Raw genomic sequence first — 14,639 nt, 5'->3', positions numbered from 1 at the left:
CATGTTCAACCGAAGGCGGATCACCGCCGCGCTGATCGGGCTCCTCGTGCTGGTGCTGGGGGGCTGGCTGGTCAAGGACAACCTCGGCGGCGGCTCGTCGAGCCCCGCGCCGAGCACGTCGGCGAGCGCGCCCGCGAAGAGCAGCACCCCCGCCAAGGGCGGCGCCGCCGTGCCGGGCGCGGACTCCGGGCTGCCGGTGAAGGCGCTTTCCACGCTGCCACCGCAGGCCACGGACACGTGGAAGCTGATCGAGGCCGGCGGCCCGTACCCCTACCCGCGCAACGACGACGTCGTCTTCGAGAACCGCGAGAAGAGATTGCCCGGCAAGAAGTCCGGCTACTACCACGAGTACACGGTGAAGACCCCGGGCAGCGCCGACCGCGGCGCCCGGCGGCTGATCACCGGGCAGGCGCACGAGCTGTACTACACCGGCGACCACTACGCGTCGTTCGTCGTCGTGGACCCGGCCCGATGAGCGCCGGCGACGCGGCGAAGGCCGCCGCGGAAGAGGCGTTCGCCCGGGGTGCCTACCCCCACCTGGTGAACTCGCGGCCGACCGTCGACAAGGCCGGCACGCTCGCCGCCTTCGCCGAGGCACTGTCCTTTCCGGACCACTTCGGGCACAACCTCGACGCGCTCTACGACTGCCTGACCGACCTGTCGTGGTTGCCGCCGGGGGAACACGTGCTGATCTGGCCGGGCTCGGACGCGTTGCGCAAGGCCGAACCCAAGACGTACCTGGCCATCCGCAGCGTCCTGTCGGACGCGCAGCGGGCACTCGGCCCGAGCGGCCGCAGCGCCGGCTCCTGGCGGCTCACGGTCGTGCTGCCGGACGCCTGAGCGGCGTCCCCGCGCGCTTGACCGTGCGGATCACCGGCGCGCTCTCGACGGTGTGCACGCCGCGGATCCCGGCGACGCGATCGGTGAGGTAGCGGTAGAGGTCGCGGCCGTCGCGGCAGTTCACCATCGCCGTGAGGTTCGTCGTGCCGGTGGTGGCGACGGCGAACGACGTCTCGGGGTGGCTCGCCAGCGCCTCGCCCGCCTCGGCGAGGTGCGCGGGGGCGACGGCCAGCCACAGCCGCGTTTCGGAGCGGAACCCGAGGCGGGCCGGGGAAACGTCGAGGTGGTAGGTCAGCGTGCCGTGCCGTCGCAGCAGGTCCATCCGGCGCCGCACCGCCGAGTCGGACCACCCCGTCGCCCGGGCCAGCGCGGCGTAGCTCGTCCGGCCGTCGTGGGCCAGCGCGTCGAGGAGCGGCTGGTCTCCGGATTCCGGTGGGAGGCCGGGGCCGTCCGGTTCCGGCGGGCGCAGCTGCTCGACCTGGCCGGGGGACAGGCAGTGCAGCCCGCCCCAGCTGTCCGGCAGCGCGAACGTGTGCAGCAGTTCGTGCGCCGAAACGGCGGTCACCCGGTGGGCGCGCGGCAGCTTGCGCAGCAGCAGGTCGTCGCGCCCCGCCGTGTCGGGGGCGTGGACCGTGCAGGAGATCTCGGTGCCGCCCGAGAGCAGGTGCACCCACGAGACGTCGGGCCGGTCGGCCAGCGCGTCCGCGACGGCGGCGCCGGCGTCGGGTGTCGTGCGCAGGCGCAGGGTCCACGTCGTGTAGCCGGCTTCGCCGCCGCTGACCGCGCCGGTGACCTTGAGCACCCCGGCGGTCCGCAGCCGCTGGTAGCGCCGGGCGACGGTGTTCTCCGAAACGCCGAGCACCCGGCCGAGTGCGCGCATCGGCGCCCGGCCGTCGAGCTGCAGCGCGTGGAGCAGGCCGCGGTCGACGTCGTCGAGCGTGACGGTTTCCATGTCCGCAGCGTAGGTGATGACGGTATCCGGCGGTTTTGTCGACTTTCCTGGTGGCGATCAGCGTTGCGCAGGCACCTTTCGGGGCATACGAGAGGAGTTTCGATGCGCAAGTGGTGGCCGTTGGCCGTGGTCTGTGCGGGCTCGTTCCTGTTCCTGCTGGACAGCACCGTCGTCACGGTGGCGCTGCCCCGGATCGGCGCCGATCTGACGGCGTCGGTGGGGCAGCTGCAGTGGGTGCCGAACGTCTACACGCTGGTCCTGGCGGTGCTGATGCTCGCGGTGGGATCGCTCGCCGATCGCTTCGGTCTGCGGCGGGTGTTCCTCGGCGGGCTCGGGGTGTTCGGCCTGGCGTCGCTGGCCTGCGGGGTGTCGCCGGACATCGGGACGCTGATCGCGGCACGAGGTGTCCAGGCGGTCGGCGGCGCGGCGCTGGCGGTGACCGGGTTCGCGATCCTGGCCGCTTCTTACGACGGGCGCTCGCGGGGCACCGCCATCAGCGTCTTCTTCGCGGTGAACGGGCTCGGCGCGGCGGCGGGGCCGGTGGTGGGCGGCGTGCTGACCGAATACTTCGGCTGGCCGGCGATCTTCTTCGTCAACGTGCCGCTCGCGGTGGCGACGGGGGTGTTCGCGCTGCGGGCGGTGCGGCCGGACGAGCCGGGGCGTCCGGGCCGGTTCGACGTCGCGGGCGCGGTGTGGTTCGCGGTCGGCGCCGCGAGCTTGGTGCACGGGCTGACCCTGGACCGGTGGGCCCTGGCGGTTTCGGCGCTCGGGTTCGCCGGGTTCGTCGTCGTGGAGCGGCGCCGGGCCGAGCCGATGCTGGACCTGCGGCTGTTCCGCGACGGCGGGTTCGCCACGCTCATCGCCTGCGTGGCGGCATCGACGTTGACGTTCGCGGCGCTGGTCTACGTCTCGCTGTGGCTGGGCCTTTCGCGATCGCCGGTCGCGGCCGGGCTCGCACTGGCTCCGCTCGCGGCGGCGTCGTTCCTGACGTCGACGCTGCTGGGCAAGGCGCTGCACCGGTTCCCGCCGCGGGCCCTGCTCGGCGCCGGAGTCCTGGTGGGCGCGCTCGGCTGCCTGTCGTTGCTGGTACTGGCGATCCCGCTCGGGCTGGCGGTGACCGGGATCGGCGTCGGCGTCGCGGGACCGGCGATGGCGTCCGCGGCGCCGCCGGGCCGGGCGGGAACGGCCGCGGCGATCATGACGACGACCCGGCAGTTCGGCCAGACGCTCGGGGTCGCGGTGCTCGGGATCGCTTACCAGGCCGGAGGTCTGACGCCGGTGTACGTGGCCGCCGCGCTGTGCGGCGGGGTGACGGGCCTGCTCGCGCTGGTTCCGCGCCGGCAGGCCCGCGTCCCGGCTTAGTCCTGGGGGACCCAGTTCGGCTTGCGCTTCTGGGCGAAGGCCAGGATGCCTTCCTGGCCTTCCTCACCGGCGAAGAACTTCGCCGACAAGCTGAGCATCTCCTCGAAGCCGTCGGAGGGGATGGCCGGGCGGGGACGGCTCAGCAGCGCCTTCGTCTCGGCCAGCGCCTTCGGGCCGCCCGCGGCCAGTGACTTGACGAACCGCGCCACTTCGGCGTCGAGGTCGGCGGTCGCCGAGTTCAGCAGGCCGATCTCCACCGCACGGCGGGCGTCGAAGGTGTCGCCGGTCAGGAACAGCTCGTGGGCCGCACGCGGGTTGAGCCGCGGCAGGACCGTCAGGGAGATGATCGCCGGGACGACGCCGATGCGGACTTCGGAGAAGGCGAACGTCGCTTCCGGGACCGCCACGGCGATGTCGCACGCCGCCACCATGCCGATGCCGCCCGCCCGGGCCGGGCCCGCGAGGCGGGCGACCACCGGCTTCGGACTGGTCCACAGCTGCTCGAGGATGCGCGGGAACTCGTTCACGCCCTGGTCGCCCGCGCCGGCGCCGCGGGCCTCCTTGAGGTCCATCCCCGCGCAGAACACCGGCCCGGTGTGGGTCAGCACGATCACGCGGACGGCGTCGTCGGCGGCCGCCTTGCCCAGCGAGTCCGAGAGTTCGCGGCGCAGCTGCGCCGAGAGCGCGTTGCGGTTGTGCGGGGAGTCCAGGGTGATCGTGGCGGTGCCGCCCACCACGTCGTAGTGCACCAGTTCGTCAGCCATGCCCGTCACCCTTGCACATCCGCCGCGCGGTGCGGTGTTACGCGGGGCACAGCCAATCGGCCTCACCCGGCCGGGCGTCGGCGGCCGGGGAGAAGTGCTGCTTCAGCGTGAACGCCTCCGGCGTCGGGCCGTAGACGCGCAGGTGCTTGATCTTCGCCTCGGCGTCCGCGGTGGTCGGCCGGTGGCCCGCGGGCACCCACCACAGTGCGGTCATCACGTCCTAGACGCGGTGGAACCACTCGCGGCGGCGCTTGAGGACGGCCAGGTGCTCGCCGGAGAACACGAAGTCCGCCAGCGCTTCCACCGACGTCCACACGGACATGTTGACCAGGATCCCGGACGTGCCCCGCACGTCCCACTCGAAGGCGCGGATCGAGGTGGCGTCACCGTCCTCGGTCTGCAGCCGCCAGACGAAGCCGGGCGCATGGTCGGCGATCGCGTTCACCGGCTCCAGCGCGTCGACGAAGTCGCGGAAGGACTCGTCGTCGAGCGGCGCCTTCATCCGGCTGATGTTGACCTGGGCGAGTTCGAAGTTCCCCATGCGGTCACCCTACGGGCAAAATCCGCCTTCCGGCGGTGTCACGCGTACTGGCGGAGCAGTCCGCTGACCGCGGACGCGTACCGGCTGACCACCACGTCGGCCACCCGCGGGTCATCCGCCAACGGCTCCGCGATGAAGGCTTCCGGGTCCGCCTCACGAGCGAGCTTTGCGATCCGGTCCGGCAACAGGCCCGGGGCCAGGAACCACGACGCGACGACCAGGTGCCGCGCGCCCCGCGTCCGCAGCGCCGCCGCCGCGGCCGGGATGTCCGGCTGGGCGGCAGAGGCGAACGCCTCGCTCACCGGGACGCCCAGCCGCTCCTCCCAGCGAGAAGCCAATGACGCAACGACGGCGTTCGCGGACGCATTCGACGAACCGACCGCGCTGACGATCACGCCCATGCCCCCGCGACGCGGTGCCGCCGCCAGCCGGTCGAGGGCGACGGCTTCCAGTGCCGGGTCGGCGCCGAGCACGTCCGAGGTCCGCACGGTGAAGCCCGGGCACTCGGTGACGACCGAGTCGATCAGCGCCGGGAGGTCGACCCGGGCGTGGAACGCACTCCCCAGCAGCAGCGGCACGACGACCGCCGTCCGGTGGCCGTCCGCGTACAGCGACCGCAGGACATCGGTCACCAACGGCGCCGAGAGGTCCAAAAAGGACTCGTGCACCGGGACGCCCGGTGCCCGGTCGCGCACGACGTCGACGAGCGCCCGCACGGTCGCCGCCGAGCGGGGATCGCGACTGCCGTGCGCGACGGCGACCAGGGGTGGCGTCACGAGAAGCGCTCACCCACCAGCCCGGCGGCGAGGGTGTCGCCGTCCTTCGGGTCGATCACCAGGAACGCGCCGGTGCGCGGGCTGACGCCGTAGTCGTCGACGCTCAGCTCTTCGGCCAGCCGCAGCGTGACGCGGCCGATGTCGTTGAGCTCCAGCGAGTCCGGCGAGTCCACACTGGACAGGGTCTGCTCGTCGAACCGCGCGTGCAGCTCGTCGACCAGCGCCTGCACCGTGCGGGTGCCGTGCTTGACGAGCACCCGCGCACCCGGCTTCAGCGGCTTGGACGACAGCCAGCACAGCGTGCCGGTGATCTCGTCGGTGACGCGCGGCGGCGCGTCCGCGGCGGCGATCAGGTCGCCGCGGGAGATGTCGATGTCGTCGGCGAGCAGCAGCGTCACCGACGTGCCCGCGCCGGCTTCGGCCAGCGGGCCGTCCGCGGTGTCGATCTGCTCGACGCGGCTGCGGATGCCCTGCGGCAGCACGACGATCTCGTCGCCGGGGCGGACCGTGCCCGCCGCGATCTGGCCCGCGTACCCGCGGTAGTCCGGGTACTCGGGCGTGCGCGGGCGGATCACGTACTGCACCGGGAACCGCAGCGCCGAGTCGTGCGGGTCGGGCGCGACCGGCACTTCTTCCAGGTGCTCCAGCAGGCTGGGGCCGGTGTACCACGGCGTCCGCTCGGAACGCGTCGCGACGTTGTCGCCTTCCAGCGCCGAAACCGGGATCGCCAGGACGGAACCCCGCGAGTAGCCCAGCGACTCCGCGTGCGAAGCGAACTCCTCGGCGATCACCGTGAACGTCGCCTCGTCGTAGCCGACCAGGTCGATCTTGTTCACCGCCAGCACCAGCTGCGGCACGCCCAGCAGGGCGAGCACGGCCGCGTGCCGCCGGGTCTGCTCGATCACGCCCTTGCGCGCGTCGACGAGCAGCACGGCCAGCTGCGCGGTGGACGCACCGGTCACCGTGTTGCGCGTGTACTGCACGTGCCCCGGCGTGTCGGCCAGCACGAACGACCGCTTCGGCGTCGCGAAGTACCGGTACGCGACGTCGATGGTGATGCCCTGCTCGCGCTCCGACCGCAGGCCGTCGACGAGCAGCGACAGGTCCGGTGTGGACAGTCCCTTGTCGACGGACGCGCGGGTGACCGCGTCGAGCTGGTCGGCGAGCACCGACTTCGTGTCGTACAGCAGCCTGCCGACCAGGGTCGACTTGCCGTCGTCGACGCTCCCGGCGGTGGCCAGGCGCAGCAGCGAACTCATCAGAAGTACCCCTCACGCTTGCGGTCTTCCATGGCCGCCTCGGACATCCGGTCGTCGGCCCGGGTCGCACCGCGCTCGGTGAGCCGCGAGGCCGACACCTCGGCGATGACCTCTTCGACGGTCGCCGCGGTGGATTCGATCGCGCCGGTGCACGAGCCGTCGCCGACGGTCCGGTAGCGGACGGTCAGCTCACGCACCTCCTCGCCCGGCCGCGGGCCGCCCCACGGCCCCTCGGCCAGCAGCATCCCGTCGCGCAGGTACACCTCGCGCCGGTGCGCGTAGTAGATCGACGGCAGCTCGACCTTCTCGCGGGCGATGTAGTTCCAGACGTCGGCCTCGGTCCAGTTGGACAGCGGGAAGACGCGGACCTGCTCACCCGGGCGGTGCCGCCCGTTGTAGAGGTTCCACAGCTCGGGCCGCTGCCGCCGCGGCTCCCACTGGCCGAAGGCGTTGCGGAGGCTGAAGATCCGCTCCTTGGCCCGGGCGCGTTCCTCGTCGCGGCGGCCGCCGCCGAACACGGCGTCGAACTTGTTCTCGGCGATCGTGTCGAGCAGCGGCGTGGTCTGCAGCGGGTTGCGCATTCCGTCCGCACGCTCTTCCAGACGCCCGTCGTCGATCCAGTCCTGCACCTTCGCGACGACCAGGCGCAGCCCGTGGCGCTCGACGACGCGGTCGCGGAACTCGATGACCTCGTCGAAGTTGTGCCCGGTGTCCACGTGCAGCAGCGGAAACGGCACCGGCGCCGGCCAGAACGCCTTGATCGCCAGGTGCAGCAGCAGCGTCGAGTCCTTGCCGCCGGAGAAGAGGATCACCGGGCGGTCGAACTCGCCCGCCACCTCCCGGAAGATGTGGATGGCCTCGGACTCCAAGGCCGCCAGGTTGTCTTGTGCCAGGGGGGTCTGGGGGTCTCCCCCAGAAAGCACAGTGGTCGCGGGCTCCAACGTCGTCATGCGTCCCTTTCCTCAGCCGTGCAGTCCGCACTCGGTCTTGCTCTGCCCCGCCCACCGGCCGCTGCGCGGATCCTGCCCCGGCTCGACGCGAGCCGTGCAGGGCGCGCAGCCGATCGACAGGAACCCGATCGACACCAGCGGGTTCTCGAGGATCCCGTGCTCGCGGATGTAACCGTTGAACTCGTCGTCGGTCCACGCCGCGATCGGGTTGATCTTGACCAGGCCGTTGCGGTCGTCCCAGGTGACGATCGGGGTGTTCGCGCGGGTCGGGGCGTCCACGCGGCGCACGCCGGTGACCCAGGCCGAGTAGTTCGCCAGTGTCTTGCGCAGCGGCACGACCTTGCGCAGGTTGCAGCACAGCGTGGCGTCGCGGTCGTGCAGCTTCGGGCCGTACTCCGCGTCCTGCTCGGCGACGCTCTGCTCGGCCTGGGCGTTCACGATCTTCACGTCCGGGTAGACCGTCTGGACGGCGTCACGCGTGCCGATCGTCTCCGGGAAGTGGTAACCGGTCTCCAGGAACAGAACGTCCACATCGGACTTCACCTTGGTGGCGAGGTCGATGAGCACGGCGTCCTGCATGTTGGACGCGACGATGAAGTCGTCGCCGAACGTGTCGACGGTCCAGCGCAACGCTTCTTCCGCGGTCGCGTCGGCGAGCTCCTTCGAGGCGCGCTCGGCGAGGGTCTTGTAGTCGGCAGTGGCGGTCATCGGGACACCTCCGGCAGGGACAGTCCGAGGAACTTGACCGAGAAAACCCGGCGACAACCGGAACACAGCCAGCCGCCGTTCTCTTCCGGCCGCAGGTCCTCGTCACCGCAATAGGGGCAGTAGAACGGCGCTGCTCGCTCTGCTGAAGTCACTGGAGGGCACTTTCCTCGGCGCGGGCCGCCCACTGCGGGAACCGTTCGCCCGGTTCGCGCCCGGACACGTAGTTGCGCACGACCCGCTCGACGTACCCGGTCAGCTCGTCCGAAGTCACCTTGTGCCCGCGCAGCTTCCGGCCGAACCCGGCGTCGAGGCCGAGCCCGCCGCCCAGGTGCACCTGGAAGCCCTCGACCTGGTTGCCGTCGGCGTCGGTGACGATCTGGCCCTTCAGGCCGATGTCGGCGGTCTGGATCCGGGCGCAGGAGTTGGGGCAGCCGTTGAGGTGCACGGTCACCGGCGTCTCGAGGCCGTCCTGGATGTCGGCGAGGGACTTCTCGAGGTCCGCGACGAGCTGCTGCGCGCGGGCCTTCGTCTCGACGATGGCGAGCTTGCAGAACTCCAGGCCCGTGCAGGCCATCACGCCGCGCCGCCACGGCGACGGCTTGGTCTCCAGCCCCAGCTCGGTCAGCTCGGCCGCGAGGGTGGTGACCTGGGCCTCGGGGACGTCGAGCACGACGACCTTCTGCTGCGGGGTGAGCCGCACGCGGCCGGAGCCTGCCCGCTCGGCGGCCTTGGCGACGGCGACGAGCGTGCCGCCGCTGGACCGGCCGGCGATCGGCGCCGCGCCGACGTAGAACTTGCCGTCGACCTGCGGGTGCACGCCGACGTGGTCGATCGGGACGGCCGGGTCGGCCGGCGGCGGGCCGTCGATCAGCTCGCGCTTGAGGTACTCGTCCTGCAGGACCTGCCGGAACTTCTCCGCGCCCCAGTCCTTGACCAGGAACTTCAGCCGGGCGCGCGAGCGCAGCCGCCGGTAGCCGTAGTCGCGGAAGATCGAGATGACGCCTTCCCAGACGTCCGGCACCTCGTCGAGCGGCACCCAGGCGCCGAGGCGCTGCCCGAGCATCGGGTTGGTCGACAGGCCGCCGCCGACCCAGACGTCGAAGCCGGGCCCGTGCTCCGGGTGGTCGACGCCGACGAAGGCCACGTCGTGGATCTCGTGGGCGACGTCGGGCTGGCCGGAGATCGCGGTCTTGAACTTGCGCGGCAGGTTGGCGAACTCCGGCTTGCCGATGTAGCGGCGCTTGATCTCGTCCAGCGCGGGCGTGCCGTCGATCACCTCGTCCGCCGAGATGCCGGCGACCGGCGAGCCGAGCATGACGCGCGGGCTGTCGCCGCAGGCCTCCATCGTGGTCATGCCGGCGTTCTCGAGCTTGGCCCAGATCGCCGGGACGTCCTCGATCCGGATCCAGTGGTACTGGATGTTCTGCCGGTCGGTGATGTCGGCGGTGTCGCGCGCGTACGCCTGCGAGATCTCGCCGAGCACGGTGAGCTGCCCGGTGGTCAGCGCGCCGCCGTCGATGCGGACGCGCAGCATGAAGTAGCGGTCGTCGAGCTCTTCGGGCTCCAGCGCCGCCGTGCGGCCGCCGTCGATCCCGGGCTTGCGCTGGGTGTAGAGGCCGAACCAGCGGAACCGGCCGCGCAGGTCACCCGGGTCGATCGCGTCGAATCCGCGGTGGGCGTAGATGTTCTCGATGCGCGCCCGCACGTTGAGTGGGTGGTCGTCCTTCTTGGACCGCTCGTTCGGGTTCAGCGGCTCCCGGTAACCGAGCGCCCACTGCCCTTCGCCGCGCTTCTGCTTGGCACGCGCGGGACGGGCTGGGGTTCGGGGCGTGGTCATGAGGGTGTCCTCCGGGGCGGTGGGAAGGCGTGACCGCGCGGCAGCGTTGCCGTGCGCGACCGGCGCCGGGTCCGTCGTGGTGGTGGCGGGGAGTCAGTGGAACGTGGCACAGAGTGCGCTCGCCACACGCCGGAGGTCGACGTGGCGGCGGGCCACCAAGCGGATACCGGCGCGAGTCACGTCGCCAGAGTCTCACGTGCCCACAATGTGGTCGAGCCCCGTCCGGATGTTGGGACCGGGCTCACTCAAGCCGTCTACCTGGACTTTTGGCCCTGCGGCGCAGTCGCCGGGTCGAGCCCGGCCTCCTTCGTCCAGTAGACGAGGTTCGAGTGGGCGATCTCGACCTCCGGATGCTGGGGGCCGAGGACGTGGTCGAACGTGGGGAGCAGGTCGGCGAGTTGATCGCGCGCGCCGGCCGGGTCTCCGGCCTCGCCGGTCCAGTGCGCCAGGTTGTGCCGGGTCGTGAGGGTGAAGGGGTGCAGCGGACCGAGCGCGGCCCGGCAGGTGTCGAGCAGACGAATGAACTCGTCGCGCGCTCCCGCCGGGTCCCCGGCTTCGCCGGTCCAGTGCGCGAGGCTGCCGCGGACGGTGAACGTGTCGAGGTGGTGCGGACCGAGCACCCGTTCGCTGATCGGGAGGAGCGTGCGGAATTCGTCCCGGGCGGCCGCCGGTGAGCCGGTCTGGCCGATCCACTGGCCAAGGTCGCTGCGTCTGGCGAGCGTGCCGGGATCGTGGGGTCCGAACACCCGGAGGTAGGTCGCGTGCAGCGTCGCGTACTTCTCGCGAGCGCCTGCCGGATCGCCCGATTTCCCGCTCCAGTTGGCGAGGTTGCCGAGAACGGTGAGGGTCAGGGGGTGTTCGGGACCAAGCACCTCTTCGCTGAGCGGAAGCAGCGCTGTGCATTCGGCGAGGGCTGCGGCGGTGTCGCCGGACACCGCCGTCCAGAACGCCAGGTTGTTGCGGGTGGTCAAGCTGATCGGGTGCCGGGGGCCCAGCACCGTCTCGCAGCGGGGGACCAGGGCTGCGAACTGGTCCCGGGCGTCGCCCGCGTTCCCGGCCTGCCCGGTGCGGTCGGCGAGGGCGAGCCGGGTGGCCAGGGTTTCGGGCGAATCGGCGTCGAGGTGCTCCAGCACTGCGCGCAGGTGCGTGTGCACCGCGTTCCACCGGTTCAGCGAGGCTGCGTCGTTCAGCACACCGGGGGTGATCTCCAGCAGGAGCTCGTGGGCCGCCTGCGCCCAGTCGCCTGCCGTTCCCTCCGCCACGAGCTGTTCGCGGTTCACCGCCTGGAGCAGCCGGTGCACGTCGACCGCCGAGGAATTCCGGCCGTCGGTCGTGGTGGCGAGGCTGTAGGACAACAGCTCGCCGACCGCGCGGTGGCGGGTCAGCTCGTTTTCGAGCAGCGGCCGCAGCCGCGGTTCCAGTGACGAGGGCAGTGCGATGTAAGCCGGGTCCGGCGGAGCGAGCAGCAGGCCGACGGGAATCGCGTCGGGGGCGTAGCAGCACAGGAGGTTCAACACCGCGCGGGCGGTGGCCGGCAGGCGCTCGATGGCCAGCTGCCAGGTGGTGGCCACGGTGTGCGGGTAATCGTCGCCGAGCCGGCCTTCGCGGTGCAGCTCGGCGCGGTTCTTCCGGTACAGCCGCAGGTAGGTCGCCAGGTCGAGGGCGTTCGCGCGGGCGAACGACCCGGCCTGGACCAGGGCCAGCGGCAGCCGGTCCACTTCACGGGCGAGGGCGACCGCGCCGGCTCGGTCGTCGTCCTGGGTCAAGGAGAGGAGCAGGTCGGCGGCGGCGTCGAGGCCGAGCTTGGTCACGCGCAGCAGCAGCGGTTCCGGCCAGTGCGCCGACCGGCTGGTCACCAGCACCAGGCCGCTGCCCGCGGCCGGGATCAGCCGGGCGGCCGCCGCCGGGTCGGGGACGTTGTCCAGGACCAGCAGCCACGGCCTCGGCTGCCGGGCGAGGGCGGCGTGCGCCGCGGCCACCGCGTCCTGGATGTGGCGGGCGCCGTCCGGGTTCAGCATCTCCAGCAGCGCGCGGAACTCGCGGTCGACGGCCGCCGGGTCCTCGGCGTGCACCCACCACACGACTCCGTGGTCTTCGCGGTGCCGGGTGGCGTAGGCGCGGGCCAGGCTCGTTTTGCCGACGCCGCCCAGCCCGGCGAGCACCCGCACGACCGGCCGGTCCGGCCGGCCCGCGAACGCCGCCCGCAACCGGCGGAGTTCGTCGTCGCGGCCCACGATGGGGGTGAGCTGGTTGATGTGGGGCGAGACCGGCGTGGCCGGTGCGAAGCCGGCGGTGCCGCCGATGTAGACGTTCCCGGCCGTGCCGATGGCCGTGCCGGAGTGGGCGGCGTGCAGCGCGCCGGACGCGGTCAGCCCTGCGACCGGTCCGGCCGCGGAGGGTCCCCGAACGTCACCTGCCCGCCGGTCACGCCGCCGATCGAAATGCCGCCGTGGTCGGCGCGGACGTCACCGTGGACGACCACGTTGTGCGACCCACCGGCCGATTCGAGCTCCGCCACCGACTTCTCGATCGCCGCGGAGAAGGCCGGGTCCTGCTCCACCGCGTCCTCGAGAGCGAGCCGCACCCGGGCCTGCGTCCGGGTGCCCACTTCGCCCGTCTTCGCGGCTTCGTCCCGCAGCTTGTCCAGTGCCGGGTCGTCGCCCAGCTTCGCCGCGACCAGGTCGTGCAGCCGGTCGAGTCCCGCGTCGATGACCTGGTCGACCTCGGCGTCGACTCGCTTGCCCACCCGGCCCGCCTTGCGCACGGCCCACGCGATGAGCCAGCCGACCGCGACTTCGAGACCCGTCATGCCGGAAATAGTGGCACACGACTGCGGGGCGTGACGGCCGTTTCGCCTGCTTGCATCCAGTTGACCACTATGATTATAGTACTACAGGCACAGTGATTTGAAGGAGAGGAACTGGGGATGCAGGTCAAGGGTTTCGGGGCGGGTTACCTGGTCGACGACGTCGCCGCGACCACCCGCTTCTACGCGGACGTCGTCGGCCTGCCGATCACCGTCGAGCTCGACTGGTTCGCCAGCGTCAACGCCGGCGCGCCGGGGTACGAGATCAGCTTCGTGCGGCGCGGGCACGAGTCGGTGCCGCCGGCTTACCGCGCGCAGGAACCGTCGGGGCTGATGTTCGGGCTCATCGTCGAAGACGTGCGCGCCGAGGCGAAGCGGCTGGAGGAAGCCGGGGTCGAGCTGGTGACGCCGGTCGTCGACGAGGTCTACGGGCAGCGGCACTTCTACGTCGCCGACCCGAACGGCGTGCTGCTCGACCTCATCGAGCTGATCCCGGCCGACCCGGAGTGGGCGGCGGCCAACCTCCCCGCGTCGTAACAGGTGTTAACCCGATCAGCCCCTTGAAGCGACCGGGCGTGACCGGGTGGACAATTCGACCGTGCCCCAGCTGCGTCCCGACCCCGCCACGCCGATCGATCCGGCGTTGCCGGAAACCGCGCTGAAGGGGCTCGGCAGCAGAGCGTTCGGGGTGTACGTGCACGTCCCGTTCTGCGCCACGCGCTGCGGGTACTGCGACTTCAACACCTACACCGCGGGAGAGCTCGACAGCGGTTCGTCGCCGCAGTCCTGGCTCGAAGGGCTGCGGCGGGAGCTGGAGCTCGCCGCGCGCGTGCTCGTCGTGCCGCCCGCCGCCGACACCGTGTTCGTCGGCGGCGGCACGCCGTCGCTGCTGGGTGCGGACGGGCTCCGCTCGGTGCTCGACGCCGTCCGGGACGTCTTCGGGCTGGCGCCCGGGGCCGAGGTGACGACCGAGTCGAACCCCGAGTCGACGTCGCCGGGGTTCTTCGCCGGGATCCGCGAAGCCGGCTACACGCGCGTGTCGCTGGGCATGCAGTCGGCCGCGCCGCACGTGCTGAAGATCCTCGACCGCGTGCACACCCCGGGCCGCCCGGGCAAGGCCGCCGCCGAAGCGCGCGCGGCCGGGTTCGAGCACGTGAACCTCGACGTGATCTACGGCACGCCGGGCGAGCGCGCGGACGACCTGCGCGCGACGCTCGACGCCGTGCTGGCCGCGGGCGTCGACCACGTCTCGGCGTACGCGCTGATCGTCGAGGAGGGCACGGCGCTGGCCCGTCGCGTGCGCCGCGGCGAGCTGCCCACGCCGGACGACGACGTGCTGGCGGCCGACTACGAGATGATCGACGCCATGCTGTCCTCGGCCGGGTTGCGCTGGTACGAGGTGTCGAACTGGGCGGCCTCCGACGCGGCCCGCTGCCGCCACAACCTCGGCTACTGGCGCGGTGACGACTGGTGGGGCGCCGGTCCGGGCGCGCACAGCCACGTCGGCGGGGTGCGCTGGTGGAACGTCAAGCACCCGGCCCGGTACGCCGCTTTGCTCGCCGACGGCGATTCGCCCGCGGGCGGGCGGGAAGTGCTCACCGACGACGACCAGCACCTCGAACGGATCATGCTCGAGCTGCGCGTCGCCGAAGGGCTGCCGCTCGACGTGCTCGACGAGCCGGGGCTGGCCGAGGCCCGCGCGGCCGCGGCCGAGGGATTGCTCGATCCGTCCGCTTTGGACTCCCGCGGCCGCGCGGTGCTCACCGATCGCGGCCGGCTGCTGGCCGACGGGGTGGTCCGCCGTCTCGCCGGCTAGGGATTAAAACGGGGGAGCCGGTCGTTGC

At 72.0% G+C, this 14,639-nt stretch carries 16 protein-coding genes and 1 pseudogene; 5 read left to right on the top strand and 12 right to left on the bottom strand.

Annotated elements, in window-relative coordinates; all coding sequences use genetic code 11:
• Position 1: 1 nt before the first annotated feature.
• A complete protein-coding gene (locus tag ACFPLC_RS00905) occupies positions 2-475 on the top strand; it encodes a guanyl-specific ribonuclease (RefSeq protein ID WP_378196781.1) in 474 nt (157 codons plus the stop codon).
• Entirely contained in the window at positions 472-840 is a 369-nt protein-coding gene (locus ACFPLC_RS00900) for a barstar family protein (RefSeq protein WP_191307530.1), read from the top strand. Before ACFPLC_RS00905 ends, ACFPLC_RS00900 begins: the two co-directional genes overlap by 4 nt.
• Here ACFPLC_RS00900 and ACFPLC_RS00895 read toward each other — a convergent pair.
• Positions 815-1,792 (bottom strand): Lrp/AsnC family transcriptional regulator, encoded by a 978-nt coding sequence (locus ACFPLC_RS00895; RefSeq protein WP_378196777.1) that lies wholly within the window; start codon positions 1,790-1,792, stop codon positions 815-817. The two genes, ACFPLC_RS00900 and ACFPLC_RS00895, sit on opposite strands and share 26 nt — an antisense overlap.
• 102 nt (positions 1,793-1,894) lie before the next feature.
• Between ACFPLC_RS00895 and ACFPLC_RS00890 the strand changes: the two genes are divergently transcribed.
• A complete protein-coding gene (locus ACFPLC_RS00890; RefSeq protein WP_378196774.1) occupies positions 1,895-3,154 on the top strand; it encodes an MFS transporter in 1,260 nt (419 codons plus the stop codon).
• On the opposite strand, the gene ACFPLC_RS00885 is transcribed toward ACFPLC_RS00890, so the two are convergent.
• The 11 genes and pseudogenes from ACFPLC_RS00885 to ACFPLC_RS00835 form a co-directional block, all read right to left on the bottom strand.
• Positions 3,151-3,918, bottom strand: coding sequence for an enoyl-CoA hydratase family protein (locus ACFPLC_RS00885; protein WP_378196772.1), 768 nt, complete (start codon positions 3,916-3,918; stop codon positions 3,151-3,153). The genes ACFPLC_RS00890 and ACFPLC_RS00885 overlap by 4 nt on opposite strands.
• A gap of 37 nt (positions 3,919-3,955) precedes the next feature.
• A pseudogene (locus ACFPLC_RS00880) lies at positions 3,956-4,459 on the bottom strand (DUF3291 domain-containing protein).
• A gap of 38 nt (positions 4,460-4,497) precedes the next feature.
• Positions 4,498-5,235, bottom strand: a complete 738-nt coding sequence (locus tag ACFPLC_RS00875; RefSeq protein ID WP_378196769.1) for a sirohydrochlorin chelatase — start codon at positions 5,233-5,235, stop codon at positions 4,498-4,500.
• Positions 5,232-6,494 carry a sulfate adenylyltransferase subunit 1 gene (locus ACFPLC_RS00870; RefSeq protein WP_378196766.1) on the bottom strand — a complete coding sequence of 421 codons (1,263 nt, stop codon included), beginning with the start codon at positions 6,492-6,494 and terminating at the stop codon, positions 5,232-5,234. The genes ACFPLC_RS00875 and ACFPLC_RS00870 overlap by 4 nt, the downstream gene beginning before the upstream one ends.
• Positions 6,494-7,444, bottom strand: a complete 951-nt coding sequence (gene cysD, locus ACFPLC_RS00865; protein WP_191307513.1) for a sulfate adenylyltransferase subunit CysD — start codon at positions 7,442-7,444, stop codon at positions 6,494-6,496. The genes ACFPLC_RS00870 and cysD overlap by 1 nt, the downstream gene beginning before the upstream one ends.
• Positions 7,445-7,456: 12 nt before the next feature.
• Positions 7,457-8,152, bottom strand: coding sequence for a phosphoadenylyl-sulfate reductase (locus ACFPLC_RS00860; protein WP_378196762.1), 696 nt, complete (start codon positions 8,150-8,152; stop codon positions 7,457-7,459).
• Positions 8,149-8,304 carry an Insertion element protein gene (locus ACFPLC_RS00855; protein ID WP_378196759.1) on the bottom strand — a complete coding sequence of 52 codons (156 nt, stop codon included), beginning with the start codon at positions 8,302-8,304 and terminating at the stop codon, positions 8,149-8,151. The genes ACFPLC_RS00860 and ACFPLC_RS00855 overlap by 4 nt, the downstream gene beginning before the upstream one ends.
• The gene (locus ACFPLC_RS00850) at positions 8,301-9,989 is read right to left on the bottom strand and encodes a nitrite/sulfite reductase (protein WP_378196756.1); all 1,689 of its coding nucleotides are present in this window, start codon (positions 9,987-9,989) and stop codon (positions 8,301-8,303) included. Before ACFPLC_RS00850 ends, ACFPLC_RS00855 begins: the two co-directional genes overlap by 4 nt.
• A 93-nt stretch (positions 9,990-10,082) precedes the next feature.
• Entirely contained in the window at positions 10,083-10,169 is an 87-nt protein-coding gene (locus ACFPLC_RS00845; protein WP_373308993.1) for a putative leader peptide, read from the bottom strand.
• Between the two features lie 74 nt (positions 10,170-10,243).
• A complete protein-coding gene (locus ACFPLC_RS00840) occupies positions 10,244-12,223 on the bottom strand; it encodes a tetratricopeptide repeat protein (RefSeq protein WP_378196753.1) in 1,980 nt (659 codons plus the stop codon).
• Positions 12,224-12,357: 134 nt separating this feature from the next.
• A complete protein-coding gene (locus ACFPLC_RS00835) occupies positions 12,358-12,798 on the bottom strand; it encodes a hypothetical protein (RefSeq protein WP_378196750.1) in 441 nt (146 codons plus the stop codon).
• Between the two features lie 117 nt (positions 12,799-12,915).
• On the opposite strand from ACFPLC_RS00835, the gene ACFPLC_RS00830 reads away from it, so the two are divergent.
• Together ACFPLC_RS00830 and hemW are read left to right on the top strand one after the other, a co-directional pair.
• A complete protein-coding gene (locus tag ACFPLC_RS00830; RefSeq protein WP_378196747.1) occupies positions 12,916-13,332 on the top strand; it encodes a VOC family protein in 417 nt (138 codons plus the stop codon).
• Positions 13,333-13,378: 46 nt separating this feature from the next.
• Positions 13,379-14,611 carry a radical SAM family heme chaperone HemW gene (gene hemW, locus ACFPLC_RS00825; RefSeq protein ID WP_378196744.1) on the top strand — a complete coding sequence of 411 codons (1,233 nt, stop codon included), beginning with the start codon at positions 13,379-13,381 and terminating at the stop codon, positions 14,609-14,611.
• Positions 14,612-14,639 lie beyond the last annotated feature (28 nt).

Source organism: Amycolatopsis plumensis, from assembly GCF_042652605.1.
Classification (GTDB): Bacteria; Actinomycetota; Actinomycetes; order Mycobacteriales; family Pseudonocardiaceae; genus Amycolatopsis; species Amycolatopsis plumensis.
The sequence above is the reverse complement of the archived record's forward strand: the minus strand, read 5'-3'. Positions and strand labels throughout refer to the sequence as shown.